The 20,109-nt window shown below is 64.5% G+C and carries 18 protein-coding genes; 13 read left to right on the top strand and 5 right to left on the bottom strand.

What is annotated here, in order from left to right:
• Positions 1–49: 49 nt before the first annotated feature.
• The 3 genes from gmhB (at position 50) to DK254_RS21150 (ending at position 2,337) form a co-directional block, all read left to right on the top strand.
• The gene (gmhB, locus tag DK254_RS21160) at positions 50–586 is read left to right on the top strand and encodes a D-glycero-beta-D-manno-heptose 1,7-bisphosphate 7-phosphatase (protein WP_177412100.1); all 537 of its coding nucleotides are present in this window, start codon (positions 50–52) and stop codon (positions 584–586) included.
• A 13-nt stretch (positions 587–599) separates the two neighbouring features.
• Entirely contained in the window at positions 600–1,367 is a 768-nt protein-coding gene (locus DK254_RS21155) for a 1-acyl-sn-glycerol-3-phosphate acyltransferase (RefSeq protein WP_109935344.1), read from the top strand.
• Positions 1,368–1,536: 169 nt separating this feature from the next.
• Complete coding sequence (locus DK254_RS21150) at positions 1,537–2,337, top strand: NUDIX domain-containing protein (RefSeq protein ID WP_109935343.1); 801 nt, start codon at positions 1,537–1,539, stop codon at positions 2,335–2,337.
• Positions 2,338–2,383: 46 nt separating this feature from the next.
• Here the strand turns inward: DK254_RS21150 and dinD are convergent, their stop codons facing one another.
• From dinD to dnaA, 5 genes are all read right to left on the bottom strand, one after another.
• Positions 2,384–3,034, bottom strand: coding sequence for a DNA damage-inducible protein D (gene dinD, locus DK254_RS21145; protein ID WP_109935342.1), 651 nt, complete (start codon positions 3,032–3,034; stop codon positions 2,384–2,386).
• A gap of 167 nt (positions 3,035–3,201) precedes the next feature.
• Positions 3,202–5,622, bottom strand: coding sequence for a DNA topoisomerase (ATP-hydrolyzing) subunit B (gene gyrB, locus DK254_RS21140; protein ID WP_109935341.1), 2,421 nt, complete (start codon positions 5,620–5,622; stop codon positions 3,202–3,204).
• Positions 5,619–6,725: a DNA replication/repair protein RecF gene (recF, locus tag DK254_RS21135; RefSeq protein ID WP_109935340.1), complete on the bottom strand. Its 1,107-nt coding sequence runs from the start codon at positions 6,723–6,725 to the stop codon at positions 5,619–5,621. Before recF ends, gyrB begins: the two co-directional genes overlap by 4 nt.
• 10 nt (positions 6,726–6,735) lie before the next feature.
• Complete coding sequence (gene dnaN / locus DK254_RS21130; RefSeq protein WP_109935339.1) at positions 6,736–7,842, bottom strand: DNA polymerase III subunit beta; 1,107 nt, start codon at positions 7,840–7,842, stop codon at positions 6,736–6,738.
• Between the two features lie 37 nt (positions 7,843–7,879).
• Complete coding sequence (dnaA, locus tag DK254_RS21125) at positions 7,880–9,448, bottom strand: chromosomal replication initiator protein DnaA (protein WP_058071036.1); 1,569 nt, start codon at positions 9,446–9,448, stop codon at positions 7,880–7,882.
• Positions 9,449–9,988: 540 nt separating this feature from the next.
• Between dnaA and rpmH the strand changes: the two genes are divergently transcribed.
• From rpmH to DK254_RS21075, 10 genes are all read left to right on the top strand, one after another.
• Positions 9,989–10,123, top strand: coding sequence for a 50S ribosomal protein L34 (gene rpmH / locus DK254_RS21120; RefSeq protein ID WP_003100258.1), 135 nt, complete (start codon positions 9,989–9,991; stop codon positions 10,121–10,123).
• Positions 10,124–10,137: 14 nt separating this feature from the next.
• Positions 10,138–10,545, top strand: coding sequence for a ribonuclease P protein component (gene rnpA / locus DK254_RS21115; RefSeq protein ID WP_074980762.1), 408 nt, complete (start codon positions 10,138–10,140; stop codon positions 10,543–10,545).
• Complete coding sequence (yidD, locus tag DK254_RS21110; RefSeq protein ID WP_043270141.1) at positions 10,538–10,786, top strand: membrane protein insertion efficiency factor YidD; 249 nt, start codon at positions 10,538–10,540, stop codon at positions 10,784–10,786. Before rnpA ends, yidD begins: the two co-directional genes overlap by 8 nt.
• Before the next feature lie 2 nt (positions 10,787–10,788).
• Positions 10,789–12,537: a membrane protein insertase YidC gene (yidC, locus tag DK254_RS21105; RefSeq protein ID WP_109935338.1), complete on the top strand. Its 1,749-nt coding sequence runs from the start codon at positions 10,789–10,791 to the stop codon at positions 12,535–12,537.
• Between the two features lie 67 nt (positions 12,538–12,604).
• Positions 12,605–13,972 carry a tRNA uridine-5-carboxymethylaminomethyl(34) synthesis GTPase MnmE gene (gene mnmE / locus DK254_RS21100; protein ID WP_109935337.1) on the top strand — a complete coding sequence of 456 codons (1,368 nt, stop codon included), beginning with the start codon at positions 12,605–12,607 and terminating at the stop codon, positions 13,970–13,972.
• Between the two features lie 198 nt (positions 13,973–14,170).
• Positions 14,171–15,214, top strand: coding sequence for a YhcG family protein (locus tag DK254_RS21095; protein ID WP_109935336.1), 1,044 nt, complete (start codon positions 14,171–14,173; stop codon positions 15,212–15,214).
• A gap of 605 nt (positions 15,215–15,819) precedes the next feature.
• A complete protein-coding gene (gene mnmG / locus DK254_RS21090) occupies positions 15,820–17,712 on the top strand; it encodes a tRNA uridine-5-carboxymethylaminomethyl(34) synthesis enzyme MnmG (RefSeq protein ID WP_109935335.1) in 1,893 nt (630 codons plus the stop codon).
• Positions 17,712–18,386, top strand: a complete 675-nt coding sequence (rsmG, locus tag DK254_RS21085; protein ID WP_109935334.1) for a 16S rRNA (guanine(527)-N(7))-methyltransferase RsmG — start codon at positions 17,712–17,714, stop codon at positions 18,384–18,386. The genes mnmG and rsmG overlap by 1 nt, the downstream gene beginning before the upstream one ends.
• Entirely contained in the window at positions 18,379–19,167 is a 789-nt protein-coding gene (locus tag DK254_RS21080; RefSeq protein WP_109935333.1) for a ParA family protein, read from the top strand. The genes rsmG and DK254_RS21080 overlap by 8 nt, the downstream gene beginning before the upstream one ends.
• Positions 19,168–19,184: 17 nt before the next feature.
• Positions 19,185–20,057, top strand: coding sequence for a ParB/RepB/Spo0J family partition protein (locus tag DK254_RS21075; protein WP_109935332.1), 873 nt, complete (start codon positions 19,185–19,187; stop codon positions 20,055–20,057).
• Positions 20,058–20,109: the final 52 nt, after the last annotated feature.

Genomic DNA, 20,109 nt, shown 5'->3' with positions numbered 1-20,109 from the left:
CTGCAGGTGATGCAGCCCGGCCTGCAGCCTGTGGCTTGCAGCCTGTAGCCTGAACATGAAACTACTGATCCTCGACCGCGACGGTGTCATCAACCAGGACTCCGACGCGTACATCAAATCCCTCGACGAGTGGATTCCCCTTCCCGGCGCCATCACTGCCATCGCCCGCCTGAGCCGGGCCGGCTGGACGGTCGCGGTGGCCACCAACCAGTCCGGCATCGCCCGCGGCTACTACGACCTCGCCACCCTGGAAAACATGCACGCGCGCCTGCGCGAGCTGGTGGCGGAGCAGGGCGGCGAACTGGGGCTGATCGTCCATTGCCCCCATGGACCCGACGAAGGCTGCGAGTGCCGCAAGCCGAAGCCGGGTATGCTCAGGCAGATCGCCGCGTACTACGACGTTTCGCTCAAGGGCGTCTGGTTCGTCGGCGACACCCGGGGTGACCTGGAAGCCGCCCTGGCCGTCGATTGTCAGCCCGTGCTGGTGAAGACCGGCAAGGGCGAACGCACCCTGGCCAAGGCGCTGCCCGAAGGCACGCTGGTCTTCGATGACCTGGCCGCCGTCGCCTCCCACCTCTTGCCCTAAGGACCCGCTGACCATGTCGACAGTGCAGGCCATCAGAACCGTTCTCTTCTACCTGCTGCTGTCGGCCAGCGCCTTCCTCTGGGGCACCCTCAGCCTGCTGATCGCGCCCTTCCTGCCGTTCCGCGCGCGCTACCGCTTCGTGGTCCAGCGCTGGTGCCGCTTCGCCGTCTGGCTGGCCTGGCACATGGTTGGCGTGCGCTACCGCCTCAGCGGCCTGGAAAACATCCCGCAGAAGCCCTGCGTGATCCTCTCCAAGCACCAGAGCACCTGGGAGACCTTCTTCCTCTCCGGCTACTTCGAACCGCTGAGCCAGGTACTCAAGCGCGAACTGCTGTTCGTGCCCTTCTTCGGCTGGGCCCTGGCCCTGCTCAGGCCCATCGCCATCGACCGCAGCCAGCCCAAGCTGGCCCTCAAGCAGCTCGCCAAGCAGGGCCACGAGCGCCTGCAGCAGGGTGCCTGGGTGCTGATCTTCCCGGAGGGCACGCGCATCCCCACCGGCGAGCTGGGCAAGTTCTCCCGCGGCGGCGCGGCCCTGGCGGTGAATGCCGGCCTGCCGGTGCTGCCCATCGCCCACAACGCAGGCCACTGCTGGCCGAAGAACGGCTGGGCCAAGTACCCGGGCACCATCGAGGTGGCGATCGGCCCGCTGATGCATGCCGAAGGCGAAGGCCCGCGCGCCATCGCCGAACTCAACCAGCGCGCCGAGGAATGGGTGGCCCGGACCCTGCGCGAGATGGGCGAGCTGCCGGCACAGGCAGCGCCCAAGGCCGACGTGGCCTGAGCCGGATAGCCAGGCTGTAGAGGACAGGGCCCAATGGGCCCTGTTTTCGTTTCTGGCGCACGATCGGGCGTCACGGCACCCGTCCCCTGGTTTTTGTCCGATACGCCCTCCACGCGCGTCCCTGGCGGCCTATAAGCTCAAAGGCAGGCCCCAGGGAAGAGCGCTCGCCATGCCCCCGATCGAACCGCGTCCAGCCACCTCCATCCTGCTCCTGCGTGAAGCGAAGGAGGGCGGCGCTCTGGAAGTCTTCATGCTGCAGCGCAATCCCCAGGCGGCCTTCTGCGGCGGCGCCCTGGTGTTCCCCGGCGGCAAGCTGGAAGACGCCGACGGCCACGCCCGGCTCCGCCAGTACTGCCTGGGCGCCGATAGCCTGGACGACGACGAACTGCGTTTCCGCGTGGCGGGGCTGCGCGAACTCTTCGAGGAAAGCGGCATTCTCCTGGCCCGCCGGCGAGGCTGCGAAGGACTGCTCGATGGCACAGCACTCGCCGAGCTGAAGGCTCGCTGGCAGCGTCACATCCAGGGCGACGCCAGGCGCTTCCTGGAACTGCTGGAAGAGGAGGCCCTGCTCCTCGCCATCGACCAGCTGGAACCCTTCGCCCACTGGGTCACCCCGGCCTTCCTCGACAAGCGCTTCGACACCCGCTTCTTCATCGCCGCCGCCCCGGCCGGACAGGCCGCCCTGCACGATGGCGGCGAGGCGGTGGACTCGCTGTGGATCAACCCGCAACGCGCCCTGGAGGAAGGCGAAGCGGGGCGCCACAGCCTGGTCTTCGTCACCGCGCAGAACCTGCGCCTGCTGCTGGGCATCGACAACCTCGCCCAGGCCCTGGCCATGGCCCGCCAACGCCCGCGGCGCAGCGTGCAACCCTGGCTGGAGGACATCGGCGGCATCCGCCATCTGTGCATTCCCGAGGATGCCGGTTATCCCGAGGCGGTCTTTCCGTTGCGGCCGGGTGGGGGGTTCTGAGAGTTGTCAGTTCACGCTGAATGGAAGCTTCAGCTCACCCAGGCCCTCAGTCATCGAGCGACGACTTGCCTTGGAGTTTCCTGATCTGCTTGATACTGTTTCGGGAGTAGGGAGATCCTCGGGCATGGTCCCTCCCAGCTCGGCGATGGTGGATGGCTTTCTGGTCCAAACCACCATAAAGGCCCTGATAGCCGTGGTTCTGGAAGATGGCGAAATCCAACCCCGTCACCACACCAGCCTGCTGCGCTGCCTCCACCAGTTGCTTGTTGTGCTCGCGTAGCTCGTTGCGCAGAAGCAACCGTTTCTGGTCCTCCTTGAGCTGCTGGAAGGCCGCATCGTTGGCCATTTTCTGGCGGCGTGTCTGCACGGCGAAGTAAGTTTGGCCAGCGGCAATCACCGGTTTGGAAGGATCACCGTTCTGTACGACCAGATAGCAGGCGTAGCGTGAAAGCCTTACATCCTGCAGTTCACGCTGGGCTCCCGAGCCAATGACAACCATTCCGAGCGCGTCCTCGAAATGGTCTTCGATAGCATGTCCGCTGTTGCTACAGGCTTCTTTCGCACGCGCCAGTACCGGTAGGAAGTGACGATACTCCGAGTAGTCGAGCAGCTTGGCCAGGCTTCTTGCCGACCAATACTCCATGCCGCCTTCATCTACCTGTTTCAGTTGCTCAAACGAATGATGTTGCTCGTCCATCGTTCCCCTCCGCGAGTAACTCCGGTTGGTCATGGAGTTCTTTCACACCCATGCCGACGGATTCCCGATCAAAAAAAGCCCCGGCACCAAGCCAGGGCTTTTTACGGGATATTAGCGGTAGCACCCGCATGGCGGGTCCAGCCAGATGGCTCTGCTACCGCGAGCCATCAAACGTCCAGGTTCGACACCGCCAGGGCGTTGCTTTCGATGAAGTCGCGGCGCGGCTCCACGGCATCGCCCATCAGGGTGTTGAAGATCTGGTCGGCGGCGATGGCATCCTCGATGGTCACCTTCAGCATGCGGCGGACGTTCGGGTCCATGGTGGTTTCCCACAGCTGGTCCGGGTTCATCTCGCCGAGGCCTTTGTATCGCTGGATGCTGTGGCGCTTGGTGCCTTCGGCCATCAGCCACTCGAGCGCGTCCTTGAAGCTGGAGACCGGCTTCTTGCGCTCGCCCTTCTGCACGTAGGCGCCTTCTTCCATCAGGCTGTTCAGCTTGGCACCCAGCTCGGTGACCGAGCGGTAGTCGTTGCTGGCGAAGAAGTCGCGGTTGAAGGTCACGTAGTTGGACAGGCCGTGGGCGATCATCTCCACCTCCGGCAGCCACAGGTGGCGCTCGCGATCCTCGCGCAGGCTGGCGGTGTAGGTCAGGCCGGACTTCTCGGAGGTCTTCAGGCGCGCCTGGTACTGTTCCAGCCAGGCCTGCATGGCGGCCTGGTCGCCCAGTTGCTCGACGTCGATGCGCGGCAGGTAGACGAAGTGCTCGGTCAGGTCCTGCGGGTACAGGCGCGACAGGCGGGAGAGGGTACGCATGACGGTGCGGTACTCGTTGACCAGCTTCTCCAGCGCCTCGCCGGACAGGCCCGGGGCGCTTTCGTTGACGTGCACGCTGGCGTCCTCGAGGGCCGACTGGGTCATGTATTCCTCCATGGCCACGTCGTCCTTGATGTACTGCTCCTGCTTGCCTTTCTTCACCTTGTACAGCGGCGGCTGGGCGATGTAGATGTAGCCGCGCTCGACCAGCTCGGGGAGCTGGCGGAAGAAGAAGGTCAGCAGCAGGGTGCGGATGTGCGAACCGTCGACGTCAGCATCGGTCATGATGATGATGTTGTGGTAGCGCAGCTTGTCGATGTTGTACTCCTCGCGCCCGATGCCGCAGCCCAGCGCGGTGATCAGGGTGCCCACCTCCTGAGAGGAGAGCATCTTGTCGAAGCGAGCCTTCTCGACGTTGAGGATCTTGCCCTTGAGCGGCAGGATCGCCTGGGTCTTGCGGTTGCGGCCCTGCTTGGCAGAACCGCCCGCGGAGTCACCCTCCACGATGTAGAGTTCGGAGAGGGCGGGGTCCTTCTCCTGGCAGTCGGCGAGCTTGCCCGGCAGGCCGGCGATGTCCAGCGCGCCCTTGCGGCGGGTCATCTCGCGGGCCTTGCGCGCGGCCTCACGGGCGCGGGCGGCGTCGATCATCTTGCCGACCACGGCCTTGGCCTCGTTGGGGTTCTCCAGCAGGAAGTCGGCGAAGTACTTGCCCATCTCCTGTTCCACCGCGGTCTTCACCTCGGAGGACACCAGCTTGTCCTTGGTCTGCGAGCTGAACTTCGGATCCGGCACCTTCACCGAGATGATCGCGGTCAGGCCTTCACGGGCGTCGTCGCCGGTGGTGGCGATCTTGTACTTCTTCGCCAGGCCTTCCTGCTCGATGTAGTTGTTCAGGTGGCGGGTGAGGGCGGAGCGGAAGCCCGCCAGGTGAGTGCCACCGTCACGCTGCGGAATGTTGTTGGTGAAGCAGAGGATGTTCTCGTTGAAGCTGTCGTTCCACTGCAGGGCGACTTCCACGCCAACGCCGTCTTCCTCGCGCTGGGTGTTGAAGTGGAACACCTGGTTGACGATGTTCTTGTTGGTGTTCAGGTACTCGACGAAGGCGCGCAGGCCCCCTTCGTACTTGAACAGCTCCTCCTTGCCGGTGCGCTCGTCGCGCAGCAGGATGCCCACGCCGGAGTTGAGGAAGGACAGCTCACGGATGCGCTTGGCCAGGATGTCCCAACTGAAGTGGATGCTGGTGAAGGTCTCGTCGGAGGCCTTGAAATGCACCTCGGTACCCGAGCCATCGGTCTCGCCCACCGGGCGCAGGGGGAACTGTGGCACGCCGTGGCGGTAGATCTGCTCCCAGACCTTGCCTTCGCGGCGGATGGTCAGGCGCAGTTCCTCGGAGAGCGCGTTCACCACGGACACACCCACGCCGTGCAGGCCACCGGACACCTTGTAGGAGTTGTCGTCGAACTTACCGCCGGCGTGCAGCACGGTCATGATGACCTCGGCTGCGGAAACCCCTTCTTCCTTGTGGATATCGACAGGAATGCCACGGCCGTTGTCGCGGACGGTGATCGATTCATCGGTGTGGATGGTGACGCTGATCTCGCTGCAGTAGCCAGCCAGGGCTTCGTCGATCGAGTTGTCCAGCACCTCGAACACCATGTGGTGCAGGCCGGTGCCATCGTCCGTGTCGCCGATGTACATGCCCGGACGCTTGCGTACCGCGTCCAGCCCCTTCAGCACCTTGATGCTGTTAGAGTCGTACGTGTTGTTCTCGCTCATTCTTCACTCCCGAGGGTGGTCTGAGAGACATGCCCATGTTCCACGTGGAACATCGCAACCGGCGTGTCCGTTCGCCAGCTGTCCTTCAATGGTTCAGGGTCGACGCAGGTGATGAATACCTGGCAACCCAAATCTTCAAGCAACCGGCACAACGAACGCCGGTGCTTTTCGTCGAGTTCCGAGGGCAGGTCGTCCACCAGGTAGACGCACTGGCCTCGCTTGGCCTGATTGATCAGGTGCCCCTGGGCAATACGCAGGGCGCAGACTACGAGTTTCTGCTGCCCCCGCGACAGGATATCTGCCGCGTTATGCCCGCCCAGGCGAATTCGTAGATCGGCCCGTTGCGGCCCAGCCTGGGTGTGCCCCATCTGCTGGTCGCGCAACAAGCTGCCATTCAATACTTCGCCCAGCTCGCGATCCTTGTCCCAGCCGCGGTAATAACTGAGGGTGAGCTGGTCCAACTGGATCAGCTCGCCCAGCGTCTGTTCGAAGACCGGTTTGAGCGTCTGGATATAGGACCGCCGATAGCCATCGATTTCGTCGCTGGCACTGCACAATTCGCGGTCCCAGGCAGCCTGCGAAGCACCGTCCAGTCTACCATGTCGGAGCCACGAGTTCCGCTGGCGCAGCGCCTTCTGCAGCCGCTGCCAGGCGACCATGAAGCGTTGTTCCACGTGGAACACACCCCAGTCGAGGAACTGCCGGCGAATCTTCGGAGCCCCCTCCAATAGACGGAAGCTGTCCGGGTTGATCAGCTGCAACGGCAAGGTTTCCGCCAGCTGGGCGGTGCTGCGTGCATTCTGGCCGTCAATGCGAATCTGGAACTCGCCCTGGCGCTCCCGGGAAATCCCCAGGTTGCTGGTCATGCCATTGGCCAGCTGGACCTGGCCGAAGACGGTGCAGGCGGCCTGTTCGTACTGGATGACCGGTTGCAGGCGCTGGCTGCGGAAGGAGCGGGCGAGGCCGAGCAGGTGGACGGCTTCGAGCACGCTGGTCTTGCCGCTGCCGTTTTCGCCGTAGAGGATGTTGATGCGAGGGGAGGGGGAGAAGGTCACCGGGTGCAGGTTGCGCACCGCGGTGACCGAGACGCGGGTCAGTGACATTCAGTGAAGGTCAGAGACGCATCGGCATGACGACGTAGGCGGAGTCGTCGTTGTCGGCTTCCTGCAGCAGGGCGCTGCTGTTGGCGTCGGAGAGGATCATGCGAACCTGCTCGGTGCCCATCACGCCCAGTACGTCCAGCAGGTAGCTGACGTTGAAGCCGATTTCCAGGCTGCTGCCGTTGTAGTCGACCTGCACTTCTTCTTCCGCTTCCTCCTGCTCCGGGTTGTTCGCCTGGATCTTCAGCAGGCCGGAGGTCAGTTGCAGGCGAATGCCGCGGTACTTCTCGTTGGAGAGGATCGCAGTACGGCTGAAGGCCTCGCGCAGCAGCTGGCGGTCACCGATCACCAGCTTGTCGCCGCCCTTGGGCAGCACGCGCTCGTAGTCGGGGAACTTGCCGTCCACCAGCTTGGAGGTGAAGGTGAACTCGCCGGTGGTGGCGCGAATGTGGTGCTGGCCGAGAACGATGTCCACCTGGCCGTCCTGTTCGGTGAGCAGGCGCGCCAGTTCCAGGATGCCCTTGCGCGGCACGATGACCTGGTGGCGGTCCTGGGCCTCCGGCACGCCGCCGCTGAAGGAGCACATGGCCAGGCGGTGGCCGTCGGTGGCCACGGCACGCAGGGTACCGTTGGACACTTCCAGCAGCATGCCGTTGAGGTAGTAGCGCACGTCCTGCTGGGCCATGGCGAAGCTGGTGCGGTCGATCAGGCGGCGCAGCTTGCTCTGCACCAGGCTGAAGGTCAGCGAGCCCGGGCCTTCCTCGACGGTGGGGAAGTCGTTGGCCGGCAGGGTAGACAGGGTGAAGCGGCTACGGCCGGCCTTGACCAGCAGCTTCTGCTCGTCGACACGGATGTCGATCAGCGCATCGCTGGGCAGGCTCTTGCAGATGTCCATGAGCTTGCGTGCCGGGACGGTGATCTCACCCGGTTCGGCCGGCTCTTCCAGGGTGACGCGGCCAACCAGTTCGACCTCGAGGTCGGTACCGGTCAGCGACAGCTGCTGGCCCTGGACCACCAGCAGCACGTTGGAAAGAACCGGCAGCGTCTGGCGGCGCTCGACCACACCAGCGACCAGTTGCAGGGGTTTCAACAGAGCTTCGCGTTGAATGGTGAAATGCATGGTCTAATCCCTTGCCTCGTGGGGCTGCAGCTTGGCCTCAGGTGGTCAGCGTACGCAGCAGGTTCTTGTAGTCCTCGCGGATGTCCGCGTCGGATTCCTTCAATTGAGCGATCTTACGACAGGCGTGCAGCACCGTGGTGTGGTCCCGACCACCGAAAGCCACACCGATTTCCGGCAGGCTGTGGTTGGTCAGTTCCTTGGACAGGGCCATGGCCACCTGGCGCGGACGCGCCACCGAGCGCGAACGGCGCTTGGACAGCAAGTCGGCGATCTTGATCTTGTAGTACTCGGCGACGGTGCGCTGGATGTTGTCGATGCTGACCAGCTTGTCCTGCAGGGCCAGCAGGTCCTTCAGCGACTCGCGGATTAGCTCGATGGTGATCGGCCGGCCCATGAAGTGGGAGTGGGCGATCACCCTTTTCAGGGCACCCTCAAGCTCGCGCACGTTGGAACGGATGCGCTGGGCGATGAAGAAAGCCGCGTCGTGCGGCAACTCCACCTTCGCCTGCTCGGCCTTCTTCATCAGAATGGCCACGCGGGTTTCCAGCTCCGGCGGCTCCACCGCCACCGTCAGGCCCCAGCCGAAGCGCGATTTCAGCCGCTCTTCCAGGCCTTCGATCTCCTTCGGGTAGCGGTCGCTGGTGAGGATCACCTGCTGGCCACCTTCGAGCAGGGCGTTGAAGGTGTGGAAGAACTCTTCCTGGGAACGCTCCTTGCGGGCGAAGAACTGGATGTCGTCGATCAGCAGGGCGTCCACCGAGCGGTAGAAGCGCTTGAACTCGTTGATGGCGTTCAGCTGCAGGGCCTTGACCATGTCTGCGACGAAGCGCTCCGAATGCAGGTACACGACCTTGGCGTTCGGGTTCTTCTTCAGCAGGTGGTTGCCCACGGCGTGCATCAGGTGCGTCTTGCCCAGGCCCACGCCCCCATAAAGGAAGAGCGGGTTGTAGCCGTGCTTGAGGTTGTCCGCCACCTGCCAGGCCGCGGCGCGGGCCAGTTGGTTGGACTTGCCCTCGACGAAGTTCTCGAAGGTGAAGGTGCGGTTCAGGTAGCTGGTGTGCTTGAGCGCGCCTTCCACCTGCACGTTGCGCTCGGTGCGCACCGCGGGCGCCGAGGGCATGGCCGCGGCGGCGGCGAGCGGGTCGATGCTCGGGCTAGACTCGTCGATGTCGGGCATCGGCTCCTGCACGTTGAGCTGCATCTGCTGCACCCGGCTGGCCGCTTCGGCCTGGGCGGGCGCCTCGGCCTGGTAGGCCTGGGCCTTGGCGGCGCGCACCTGCGCCGGCGACGGCGGCGGGGTGATGGTCGGCGCGGGCATTGCGTGGCTCTGCGGCATCAGCGCAGGGCGCGGGGCTCGGCTGCGGCGGCTGCCGATGAGCAGCGAAAGGGCGGGAATCTGCCCATTGCCGCGTTCACCCAGCAATTCGAGCAGACGCCCCATGTATTTTTCGTTGACCCAGTCCAACACGAAACGGTTCGGTGCGTAGACACGCAGCTCCTCGCCCTCGGCCTCGACCTGCAGCGGCCGGATCCAGGTGTTGAATTGCTGGGATGGCAGCTCGTCGCGGAGCAATTCCACGCACTGCTGCCAGAGTTCCACGGACACGGGTATCCCCCAGGATTTGGAAAGGAATGGAACGAAAAGGAAAGCGCAATTGTAGCTGTGCGCTACGGACTTATCCACATGAGAAATCAACAAGTGGGCAAGCAAAATCAAGGTGTTAATGATGGCATATGGCGATGGCCGGCGCACCCTGAAAGTTGTGGATAACCCCTGCATCGACCCAGGGATGGATGGGGGTGGAAAGCTGTTGAAAACCATCGCTGTGGACAAACAGGTCTTTCTTCCCCAGATTATCCACCGCAGCTGCACAGGAGGGTCACCGCTTCTCGACACCTTCATGAAATCCGCCATGGCCCGCAAACAGTGGCCAGAATTGACTTATCCACAGATTTGGCGGCGCCCTATAACAGTCGCTTTCACTATCCTTTAAAGACCTTTTTTCCCTGTCTTTTATTTCAGCGCAATTCCACTGGGCGATTCCGGCTGGTTGGAAATTGACCTGACTCGGGGTTTTCACTAGAATCGCCGGTCTCTTTAAACGGGGTCCCTGCGACCTCAGGTCATCAATCCAGGTACCGAACAATGAAACGTACTTTCCAACCCAGCACTCTCAAGCGCGCTCGCGTCCATGGTTTCCGCGCTCGCATGGCCACCAAGAACGGCCGTCAGGTTCTGTCGCGTCGTCGCGCCAAGGGCCGCAAGCGTCTGACCGTCTGATTCGCCCGGCACAGGTGGTGAGTCGAGGATTCGACCGGGAAAAGCGTCTTCTGACAGCCCGGCATTTCACAGCGGTCTTCGACTCCCCCAGCGCCAAGGTTCCCGGTAAGCATGTCCTGCTGCTGGCGCGCGAAAACGCTCTGGATCACCCCCGCCTCGGCCTGGTGATCGGCAAGAAGAACGTCAAGCTCGCCGTCGAGCGCAACCGCCTCAAACGCCTGATCCGCGAATCGTTCCGGCACAACCAGGAAGCCCTGGCCGGCCTGGACATCGTGGTCATTGCGCGCAAGGGGTTGGGTGAATTGCAGAACCCCGAACTGCACCAGCAATTCGGCAAGCTCTTCAAACGCCTGCTGCGCAACCGACCCCGGCCGGAAAGCGCAACCGAACCTCCGGGGGTCGCCGACAGTTCCCATGCGTAGACTGGCGCTGCTTCTCATCCAGTTTTACCGCTACGCCATCAGCCCCTTGATGGCCAGTCACTGTCGCTTTCACCCCAGCTGCTCCTGCTACGCGTACGAAGCCATCGAACACCATGGCTTCCTGCGCGGCGGCTGGCTGGCCCTGCGTCGCCTGGGCCGCTGCCATCCCTGGCATCCCGGTGGCTATGATCCCGTGCCGCCCGCCACTTCCAAGCATCGCCCATCCTCGACGGCCGAGTAACCATGGACATCAAACGCTCGATCCTCATCGTCGCCCTGGCTATCGTGTCCTATGCGCTGGTTCTCCAGTGGAACAAGGACTACGGTCAGCCCGAACTGCCGGCCCAGACCGCGTCGTTCAACCAACAGTCCCAGGGCCTGCCGGATACGTCCGTGCCTGCCACCGGCACTGCCAGCGCCGACGTACCGACCGCCCAGAGCGGCGAAACCGGGCTGCCCAGCGCCCAGCAACCAGCAGCCGCCAACGGGCAGCTGATCCAGGTGAAGACCGACGTCCTCGACCTGGCCATCGACCCCCGTGGCGGTGACGTGGTGCAACTGGGCCTGACCCAGTACCCGATGCGCCAGGATCGCCCGGACCTGCCCTTCGCCCTGTTCGAGCATGGCCAGCGCACCTACCTCGCGCAGAGCGGCCTGACCGGCACCGACGGTCCGGACGCCGCCGTCGCCGGCCGCCCGCTGTACAGCAGTACCAAGACCCAGTACCAGCTGGCCGACGGCCAGGACCAACTGGTGGTCGACCTGAACTTCGCCCGCGATGGCGTCAGCTACATCAAGCGCTTCACCTTCCACCGCGGCCTGAAGACCGACTGCAGCGACAAGGAAAAGGCGCAGAAGAAGCTCGACTGCATCAACCCGAACGCCTACCAGATCGACGTCACCTACCTGGTCGACAACCAGAGCGGCAAGCCCTGGAGCGCTTCGCTGTTCGCCCAGCTCAAGCGCGACGCCAGCGCCGACCCGTCGTCCACCACCGCCACCGGCGTGTCCACCTATCTGGGCGCAGCGGTCTGGACCCCGGAGAAGCCCTACGTGAAGGTGTCCATGAAAGACATGGACAAGGAGCCCTTCAAGCAGAGCCTGCAGGGCGGCTGGGTAGCCTGGCTGCAGCACTACTTCGTCACAGCCTGGGTGCCCGCCAAGGGCGACACCCACAACGTGATGACCCGCAAGGACCCCCAGGGCAACTACATCGTCGGCTTCACCGGCCCGACCCTGAGCGTGCCCGCCGGCGCCAAGGGCGAGACCAGCCTGACCCTGTATGCCGGTCCCAAGCTGCAGAAGTACCTGGGTGAGCTGTCCCCGGGCCTGGAGCTGACCGTCGACTACGGCCCGCTGTGGTTCATCGCCCAGCCGATCTTCTGGCTGCTGCAACATATCCACGGCCTGGTCGGCAACTGGGGCTGGTCGATCATCCTGCTGACCGTCGTCATCAAGCTGGCCTTCTTCCCGCTGTCCGCCGCCAGCTACAAGTCGATGGCGCGCATGCGTGCCGTCTCGCCGAAGATGGCCGCGATCAAGGAACAGCACGGTGACGATCGCCAGAAGATGTCCCAGGCGATGATGGAGCTGTACAAGAAGGAGAAGATCAACCCGCTGGGCGGCTGCCTGCCGATCCTGGTGCAGATGCCGGTGTTCCTCTCCCTCTACTGGGTACTGCTGGAAAGCGTCGAGATGCGCCAGGCCCCGTGGCTGGGTTGGATCACCGACCTCTCGGTGAAGGACCCGTTCTTCATCCTACCGATCGTCATGGGCGCCACCATGCTGGTCCAGCAGATGCTCAACCCGACCCCGCCGGATCCCATGCAGGCCAAGGTGATGAAGCTGATGCCGATCATCTTCACCTTCTTCTTCCTGTGGTTCCCGGCCGGCCTGGTGCTGTACTGGGTGGTCAACAACTGCCTGTCCATCGCCCAGCAGTGGTACATTACCCGGCAGATCGAAGGCGCGAGCAAGGCCAAGACCGCCTGACGCCACGCCCTCGGCCCAGCCTACAGAACGCCCCCTCGTGGGGCGTTCTGCTATCCGGAGGAAAGCCATGAACGCAGCCCGTGAAACCATCGCCGCCGTCGCCACCGCCCAGGGCCGGGGCGGCGTCGGCATCGTCCGCGTCTCCGGGTCCCGGGCGCTGCCCATCGCCATCAGCCTCAGCGGCCGCGAGCCGCAGCCGCGCTTCGCCCACTACGGGCCCTTCTACGACGACGAAGGCGAGGTGATCGACGAAGGCCTGCTGCTGTTCTTCCGCGGCCCCAACTCCTTCACCGGCGAGGACGTGGTGGAGCTGCACGGCCATGGCGGCCCGGTGGTGCTCGACATGCTCCTGCAGCGCTGCCTGGAACTGGGCTCGCGCCAGGCCCGCCCCGGCGAGTTCAGCGAGCGCGCCTTCCTCAACGACAAGCTCGACCTGGCCCAGGCCGAGGCCATCGCCGACCTCATCGAGGCCAGCTCGGCCCAGGCCGCGCGCAATGCCGTGCGCTCGCTGCAGGGCGAGTTCTCGCGGCGCGTGCACCAGCTCACCGAACAGCTGATCCAGCTGCGCATCTACGTCGAGGCGGCCATCGACTTCCCCGAGGAGGAAATCGACTTCCTCGCCGATGGCCACGTGCTGTCGCAGCTCGACAAGGTCCGCGCGGAACTCGCCGGAGTCCTGCGCGAAGCCGGCCAGGGCGCGCTGCTGCGCGACGGCATGACGGTGGTGATCGCCGGCCGGCCCAATGCCGGCAAGTCCAGCCTGCTCAACGCCCTGGCCGGGCGCGAGGCGGCGATCGTCACCGATATCGCCGGCACCACCCGCGACGTGCTGCGCGAACATATCCACATCGACGGCATGCCGCTGCACGTCGTGGACACCGCCGGCCTGCGCGACACCGAGGACCATGTGGAAAAGATCGGCGTGGAACGCGCGCTCAAGGCCATCGGCGAAGCCGACCGGGTGTTGCTGGTGATCGACTCCACCGCGCCGGAAGCCGCCGACCCCTTCGCTCTCTGGCCGGAATTCCTCGACGAGCGCCCGGACCCGGCGCGGGTCACGCTGATCCGCAACAAGGCCGACTTATCCACAAGCCCGGTGGGCATCGAGGAAAGCGCCGACGGCCACGTCACCCTGACTCTCTCCGCGCGATCCGGCGAAGGCCTGGACCTGCTGCGCGAACACCTGAAGGCCTGCATGGGCTTCGAACAGACCGCCGAAAGCAGCTTCAGCGCCCGCCGCCGCCACCTGGAAGCGCTGCGCCAGGCCGGGCAGCACCTCGACCACGGCCACGCCCAGCTGCTGCTCGCCGGCGCCGGGGAACTGCTGGCCGAGGACCTGCGCCATGCCCAGCAGGCCCTGGGGGAGATCACCGGGGCGTTCAGCTCCGATGACCTGCTGGGGCGGATCTTCTCCAGCTTCTGCATCGGGAAGTGATGTAGCGCCGGACCTGCTGCGGCTCTACCGCATGCAAGCGAGGCCTTTGAGAAAATTCTGGCTACATCCAGGAAAGCAAGAAGGGAACAGTGCGAGATAGTCGCCACACTGCCGGCAGCGTGGCGCGATGTGACGATCATGCGGATGCCGAAGCTGTGGATATCTGAATGAGCGCCCTCCGAAGGGAGTGACATCGCCATGACCGACAAGCCGACCTCCCTTTCCACCGCCCCGCAAGGCTATGCCGACTGGCTGGTCGACGTTAAGAGCCGCATCCACGCTGCGCAACAGCGCGCCACGCTGGCGGTCAACCGCGAACTGGTGCAGCTCTATTGGCAGATCGGCCGCGATATCCTGCAACGGCAGGCGAAGCAGGGATGGGGAGCCAAGGTGATCGACAGGCTGGCCCAGGACCTGCGATCGGCCTTTCCGGACATGAAGGGCTTTTCCCTGCGCAATCTCAAATATATGCGGGCCTTTGCCGAGGCCTGGCCGGATGAGTCATTTGTGCAAGAGGTGCTTGCACAATTGCCCTGGTACCACCACCTGGCGCTGATGGATAAGCTACCCGGGCCCGAAACCCGTAAGTGGTATGCGGCCAAGGCAATCGAGCACAACTGGTCGCGCAACGTGCTGGTGATGCAGATCGAAGCCGGTCTGCTGGAACGAACCGGCAAGGCCGTGACCAACTTCGGGGCCCACCTGCCCAAGGCGCAATCCGACCTGGCCACCGAGTCGCTGAAAGACCCGTACCGCTTCGATTTTCTGGGGCTTGGCGAACAGGCGCAGGAGCGCGAGATCGAGCAGGCACTGGTGCGACACGTCACCAACTTCCTGCTGGAACTGGGCGCGGGCTTTGCCTTCGTCGGCCGGCAGGTGCCGCTGGAGGTAGGCGGCGAGGAGTTCTTCATCGACCTGCTGTTCTATCACCTCAAACTGCGCTGCTACGTGGTGATAGAGCTGAAGGCGGGCAAGTTCAAGCCGGACCACCTGGGGCAACTGAGCTTCTACCTGACGGCTGTGGATCGCCAGGTGAAGAACGAACACGACAGCCCCACCATCGGCCTGCTGTTGTGCAAGAGCCATAACAAGGTAGTGGCCGAATACGCCCTGGGCGACAAGTCGCAGCCCATGGGCATTGCCGAATACAAGCTGCTGCAATCGCTGCCGGAAGCACTTCGGACCAGCCTGCCCACGATCGAGCAGATCGAGCGGGAACTCGGCGGCCACTCCGGGGAATGATCGGCATCCGAGGAAGACTCCACCAACGAGTCGATCTTCAACTCGAACCTTCTCTTATCCACATCACGCATCCCCTGTGGATGATGTGTGCAAGCCCCCCTTTTCCCCATCTTTTTTTCAACCAGGTGTGGACAGCGCCCAAGCTAAAAAGACGCACAGTCCCCACGAAATCTAGCCTGCAAGGGACTATACACACGCCACCCTGAACCCTGTGGAAAACTACCGTATAGGTCCGTAGACAACCCGGTGGCCAAACCCGGGGATAACCGCCCTGTGTATAACAATGCATTCCATACACAGGTGTTCAACCGGAAATGCCCCGCTTCCCGACACCTTCGGCACAGGCTTATCCTTGGCTGTAAATATCGTCGCAGAAGGGCTTGACCCACTTATCCACAAAAAATGTCCACACCAAACATAATCACTAGCTCTAAAAAGATTTAAAAATTTCCTCTCTCTTTTTTTGTGAATGAAGCATTCCCCGGTGTGACACCCGAAAGGCCGATTGGCTACTTTTCATACAGGTCCCTTCAATCGGCAGGGCTAAGCCCCTATACTGTGCGGCTCTCTTTTTCTTTCCCTGATCGACAGGCACGAGGTGCGTGGTGGATTTCCCTTCCCGTTTTGACGTGATAGTGATCGGCGGTGGCCATGCCGGCACGGAGGCCGCGCTGGCGGCCGCACGCATGGGCGTGAAGACCCTGCTGCTCACCCACAATGTGGAAACCCTGGGCCAGATGAGCTGCAACCCGGCCATCGGCGGCATCGGCAAGAGCCACCTGGTCAAGGAAATCGATGCCCTGGGCGGGGCCATGGCCCGCGCCACCGACAAGGGCGGCATCCAGTTCCGCGTGCTCAACAGCCGCAAGGGCCCTGCCGTGCGCGCCACCCGTGCCCAGGCCGACCGCGTGCTGTACAAGGCGGCGGTCCGCGAGATCCTGGAAAACCAGCCGAACCTGTGGATATTCCAGCAGGCCTGCGACGACCTGATCGTCGAGCAGGACCAGGTGCGCGGCGTGGTGACCCAGATGGGGCTGAAATTCCACGCCGACCAGGTGGTACTGACTGCAGGCACCTTCCTCGGCGGACTTATCCACATCGGCCTGCAGAACTACTCCGGCGGCCGCGCCGGTGACCCGCCGGCCATCGCCCTGGCCAAGCGCCTGCGCGAGCTGCCGCTGCGCGTCGGCCGGCTGAAGACCGGCACGCCGCCGCGCATCGACGGCCGCAGCGTCGATTTCTCGGTGATGACCGAACAGCCCGGCGACACCCCGATCCCGGTGATGTCCTTCCTCGGCTCGAAGGAAGAACACCCGCGCCAGGTCAGCTGCTGGATCACCCACACCAACGCGCGCACCCACGAGATCATCGCCAGCAACCTCGACCGCTCGCCGATGTACTCCGGGGTCATCGAGGGCATCGGCCCGCGCTACTGCCCGTCGATCGAGGACAAGATCCACCGCTTCGCCGACAAGGACAGCCACCAGGTGTTCCTCGAGCCGGAAGGCCTGACCACCCACGAGCTGTACCCCAACGGCATCTCCACCTCGCTGCCGTTCGACGTGCAACTGGAGATCGTCCGCTCGATCCGCGGCATGGAGAACGCCCACATCGTTCGCCCGGGCTACGCCATCGAGTACGACTACTTCGACCCGCGCGACCTGAAGTACAGCCTGGAGACGAAAGTCATCGGCGGCCTGTTCTTCGCCGGCCAGATCAACGGCACCACCGGCTACGAAGAGGCTGGCGCCCAGGGCCTGCTCGCCGGCGCCAACGCCGCGCTGCGCGCCCAGGGCCGCGAGGCCTGGTGCCCGCGCCGCGACGAGGCGTACATCGGCGTGCTGGTCGACGACCTGATCACCCTGGGTACCCAGGAGCCCTACCGCATGTTCACCTCGCGCGCCGAGTACCGGCTGATCCTGCGCGAGGACAACGCCGACCTGCGCCTGACCGAGAAGGGCCGCGAGCTGGGCCTGGTGGACGACCGCCGCTGGGCGGCCTTCGAGGCCAAGCGCGAAGGCATCGAGCGTGAAGAGCAGCGCCTGAAGAGCACCTGGGTGCGGCCGAACACCCCGCAGGGCGACGCCATCGCCGAGCGCTTCGGCACCCCGCTGGCCCACGAGTACAACCTGCTCAACCTGCTGGCCCGCCCGGAAATCGACTACGCCAGCCTGGCCGAGGTGACCGGCGCCGGCGCCGAGGACGCGCAGGTCGCCGAGCAGGTGGAGATCCGCACCAAGTACGCCGGCTACATCGACCGCCAGCAGGAAGAGATCGCCCGCCTGCGCGCCAGCGAGGACACCCGCCTGCCTGTGGATATCGACTACACGAGCATTTCCGGGCTCTCCAAGGAGATCCAGAACAAGCTCGGCCAGGCCCGCCCGGAGACCCTCGGCCAGGCCGGCCGCATCCCCGGCGTCACCCCCGCGGCCATCTCGCTGCTGCTGATCCACCTGAAGAAACGCGCCACCGGCCGCCAACTGGAGCAGAGCGCCTGATGTCCCAGGTCACCCAAGCCCACGCCGACGAGCTCGTGCGTGGCGCCGCGGCGCTCGGCGTCGAACTCGACGAAGCCGGCCGCCAGGGCCTGCTCGCCTACCTCGCCCTGCTGGCGAAGTGGAACAAGGCGTACAACCTCACCGCGGTGCGCGACGTCGACGAGATGGTCTCGCGCCACCTGCTCGACAGCCTGAGCGTCGTCCCGCACTTCCTCGCCGCCGGCGGCGAGCGCTGGCTGGACGTCGGCAGCGGCGGCGGCATGCCCGGCATCCCGCTGGCCATCCTGTTCCCGGACAAGCGCCTGACGCTGCTCGACAGCAACGGCAAGAAGACCCGCTTCCTCACCCAGGTGAAGCTGGAGCTGAAACTGCACAACCTGGAAGTTATCCACAGCCGGGTCGAGGCCTACCAGCCGGCCCAGGCATTCGACGGCATCGTCTCCCGGGCCTTCAGCAGCCTGGAAGACTTCTGCAACTGGACCCGCCACCTCGGCGACGGCAGTACGCGCTGGCTGGCGATGAAGGGCGTGCACCCGGCGCAGGAGCTTGCGGCACTCCCGGAAGATTTCCGGGTCGAAGCCGAGCACGCGCTCAGCGTGCCGGGTTGCCAAGGCCAGCGGCATCTGCTGATACTGCGCCGGAGCATGACGGGGACGGGGGAAAACCATGGCTAAGGTATTCGCGATCGCCAACCAGAAGGGCGGTGTCGGCAAGACCACCACCTGTATCAACCTCGCCGCCTCGCTGGTCGCCACCAAGCGCCGCGTGCTGCTGATCGACCTCGATCCACAGGGCAATGCCACCACCGGCAGCGGTGTGGATAAGTTGTCCCTGGAATACTCCATCTACGACGTGCTCACCGGCGAGGCCGACCTGGCCCAGGCCATGCAGTTCTCCGAGCACGGCGGCTACCAGATCCTCCCGGCCAACCGCGACCTCACCGCCGCGGAAGTGGTGCTGCTGGAGATGGACATGAAGGAGCACCGCCTGCGCCAGGCCCTGGCCCCGGTGCGCGAGAACTACGACTACATCCTCATCGACTGCCCGCCGTCGCTGTCGATGCTCACGGTCAACGCCCTTTCCGCCGCCGACGGGGTGATCATCCCCATGCAGTGCGAGTACTACGCCCTGGAAGGCCTGACCGACCTGATGAACAGCATCCAGCGCATCGCCGAGCGTCTGAATCCGACGCTGAGCATCGAGGGCCTGCTGCGGACCATGTACGATCCGCGCATCAGCCTGACCAACGACGTCAGCGCGCAGCTGCAGGAACACTTCGGCGACAAGCTCTACACCACCGTGATCCCGCGCAACGTGCGACTGGCCGAGGCACCCAGCTTCGGCATGCCGGCGCTGGTCTACGACAAGCAATCGCGCGGGGCCATGGCCTACCTGGCGCTGGCCGGCGAACTCGCGCGCCGACAGCGCGCCGCCCGCAAAGCCGCCACCGCATGACGAACTAAGGAACCCGCATGGCCGTTAAGAAACGAGGTCTCGGACGCGGGCTGGACGCCCTGCTCAGTGGCTCCAGCGCCGCCACCCTGCAGGAAGAGGCCGTCCAGGCGGACAGCAAGGAACTGCAGCACCTGCCGCTGGACCTGATCCAGCGCGGCAAGTACCAGCCGCGCCGCGACATGGACCCCCAGGCTCTGGAAGAGCTGGCGCTGTCCATCAAGGCCCAGGGGGTGATGCAGCCCATCGTGGTGCGCCCCCTCGACAAGGGCCGCTACGAGATCATCGCCGGCGAGCGCCGCTGGCGCGCCAGCCAGCAGGCCGGCCTGGACACCATCCCGGCACTGGTGCGCGAGGTACCGGACGAAGCCGCCATCGCCATGGCGCTGATCGAGAACATCCAGCGCGAGGACCTCAACCCCCTCGAGGAAGCCGTCGCGCTGCAACGCCTGCAGCAGGAGTTCCAGTTGACCCAGCAGCAGGTCGCCGACGCCGTCGGCAAGTCCCGCGTCAGCGTGGCCAACCTGCTGCGCCTGATCGCCCTGCCCGAGGAGATCAAGACGCTGCTCTCCCACGGCGACCTGGAGATGGGCCATGCCCGCGCACTGCTCGGCTTGCCCGAGGCGCGGCAGGTGGAAGGTGCGCGACATGTTGTCGCACGCGGCCTCACCGTGCGCCAGACCGAGGCACTGGTACGCCACTGGCTCAACGCCCCCAGCGAACCTGCCAAGGTGGTCAAGTCCGACCCCGACATCAGCCGCCTGGAACAGCGCCTGGCCGAGCGCCTGGGCGCTCCGGTGCAGATTCGCCATGGCCAGAAGGGCAAGGGGCAACTGGTGATCCGCTACAACTCGCTGGACGAGTTGCAAGGGGTTCTCGCCCACATTCGCTAAGACCATCGTCTGTGTAGCGATAGTCGGAAATCACTACCCGGCTGTTGAATGG

Origin of the sequence: Pseudomonas sp. RW407 (assembly GCF_003176655.1) — a bacterium.
GTDB classification, from domain to species: Bacteria; Pseudomonadota; Gammaproteobacteria; order Pseudomonadales; family Pseudomonadaceae; genus Pseudomonas; species Pseudomonas delhiensis.
The sequence above is the reverse complement of the archived record's forward strand: the minus strand, read 5'-3'. Positions and strand labels throughout refer to the sequence as shown.

What these genes read in the sequence shown, in the direction of transcription:
- DK254_RS21155 (WP_109935344.1), top strand. Translation starts at nt 600, where the DNA reads ATGTCGACAGTGCAGGCCATCAGAACCGTTCTCTTCTACCTGCTGCTG.
- DK254_RS21150 (WP_109935343.1), top strand. Translation starts at nt 1,537, where the DNA reads ATGCCCCCGATCGAACCGCGTCCAGCCACCTCCATCCTGCTCCTGCGT.
- dinD (WP_109935342.1), bottom strand. Translation starts at nt 3,034, where the DNA reads ATGGACGAGCAACATCATTCGTTTGAGCAACTGAAACAGGTAGATGAA.
- gyrB (WP_109935341.1), bottom strand. Translation starts at nt 5,622, where the DNA reads ATGAGCGAGAACAACACGTACGACTCTAACAGCATCAAGGTGCTGAAG.
- recF (WP_109935340.1), bottom strand. Translation starts at nt 6,725, where the DNA reads ATGTCACTGACCCGCGTCTCGGTCACCGCGGTGCGCAACCTGCACCCG.
- dnaN (WP_109935339.1), bottom strand. Translation starts at nt 7,842, where the DNA reads ATGCATTTCACCATTCAACGCGAAGCTCTGTTGAAACCCCTGCAACTG.
- rpmH (WP_003100258.1), top strand. Translation starts at nt 9,989, where the DNA reads ATGAAACGTACTTTCCAACCCAGCACTCTCAAGCGCGCTCGCGTCCAT.
- yidD (WP_043270141.1), top strand. Translation starts at nt 10,538, where the DNA reads ATGCGTAGACTGGCGCTGCTTCTCATCCAGTTTTACCGCTACGCCATC.
- yidC (WP_109935338.1), top strand. Translation starts at nt 10,789, where the DNA reads ATGGACATCAAACGCTCGATCCTCATCGTCGCCCTGGCTATCGTGTCC.
- mnmE (WP_109935337.1), top strand. Translation starts at nt 12,605, where the DNA reads ATGAACGCAGCCCGTGAAACCATCGCCGCCGTCGCCACCGCCCAGGGC.
- DK254_RS21095 (WP_109935336.1), top strand. Translation starts at nt 14,171, where the DNA reads ATGACCGACAAGCCGACCTCCCTTTCCACCGCCCCGCAAGGCTATGCC.
- rsmG (WP_109935334.1), top strand. Translation starts at nt 17,712, where the DNA reads ATGTCCCAGGTCACCCAAGCCCACGCCGACGAGCTCGTGCGTGGCGCC.
- DK254_RS21080 (WP_109935333.1), top strand. Translation starts at nt 18,379, where the DNA reads ATGGCTAAGGTATTCGCGATCGCCAACCAGAAGGGCGGTGTCGGCAAG.
- DK254_RS21075 (WP_109935332.1), top strand. Translation starts at nt 19,185, where the DNA reads ATGGCCGTTAAGAAACGAGGTCTCGGACGCGGGCTGGACGCCCTGCTC.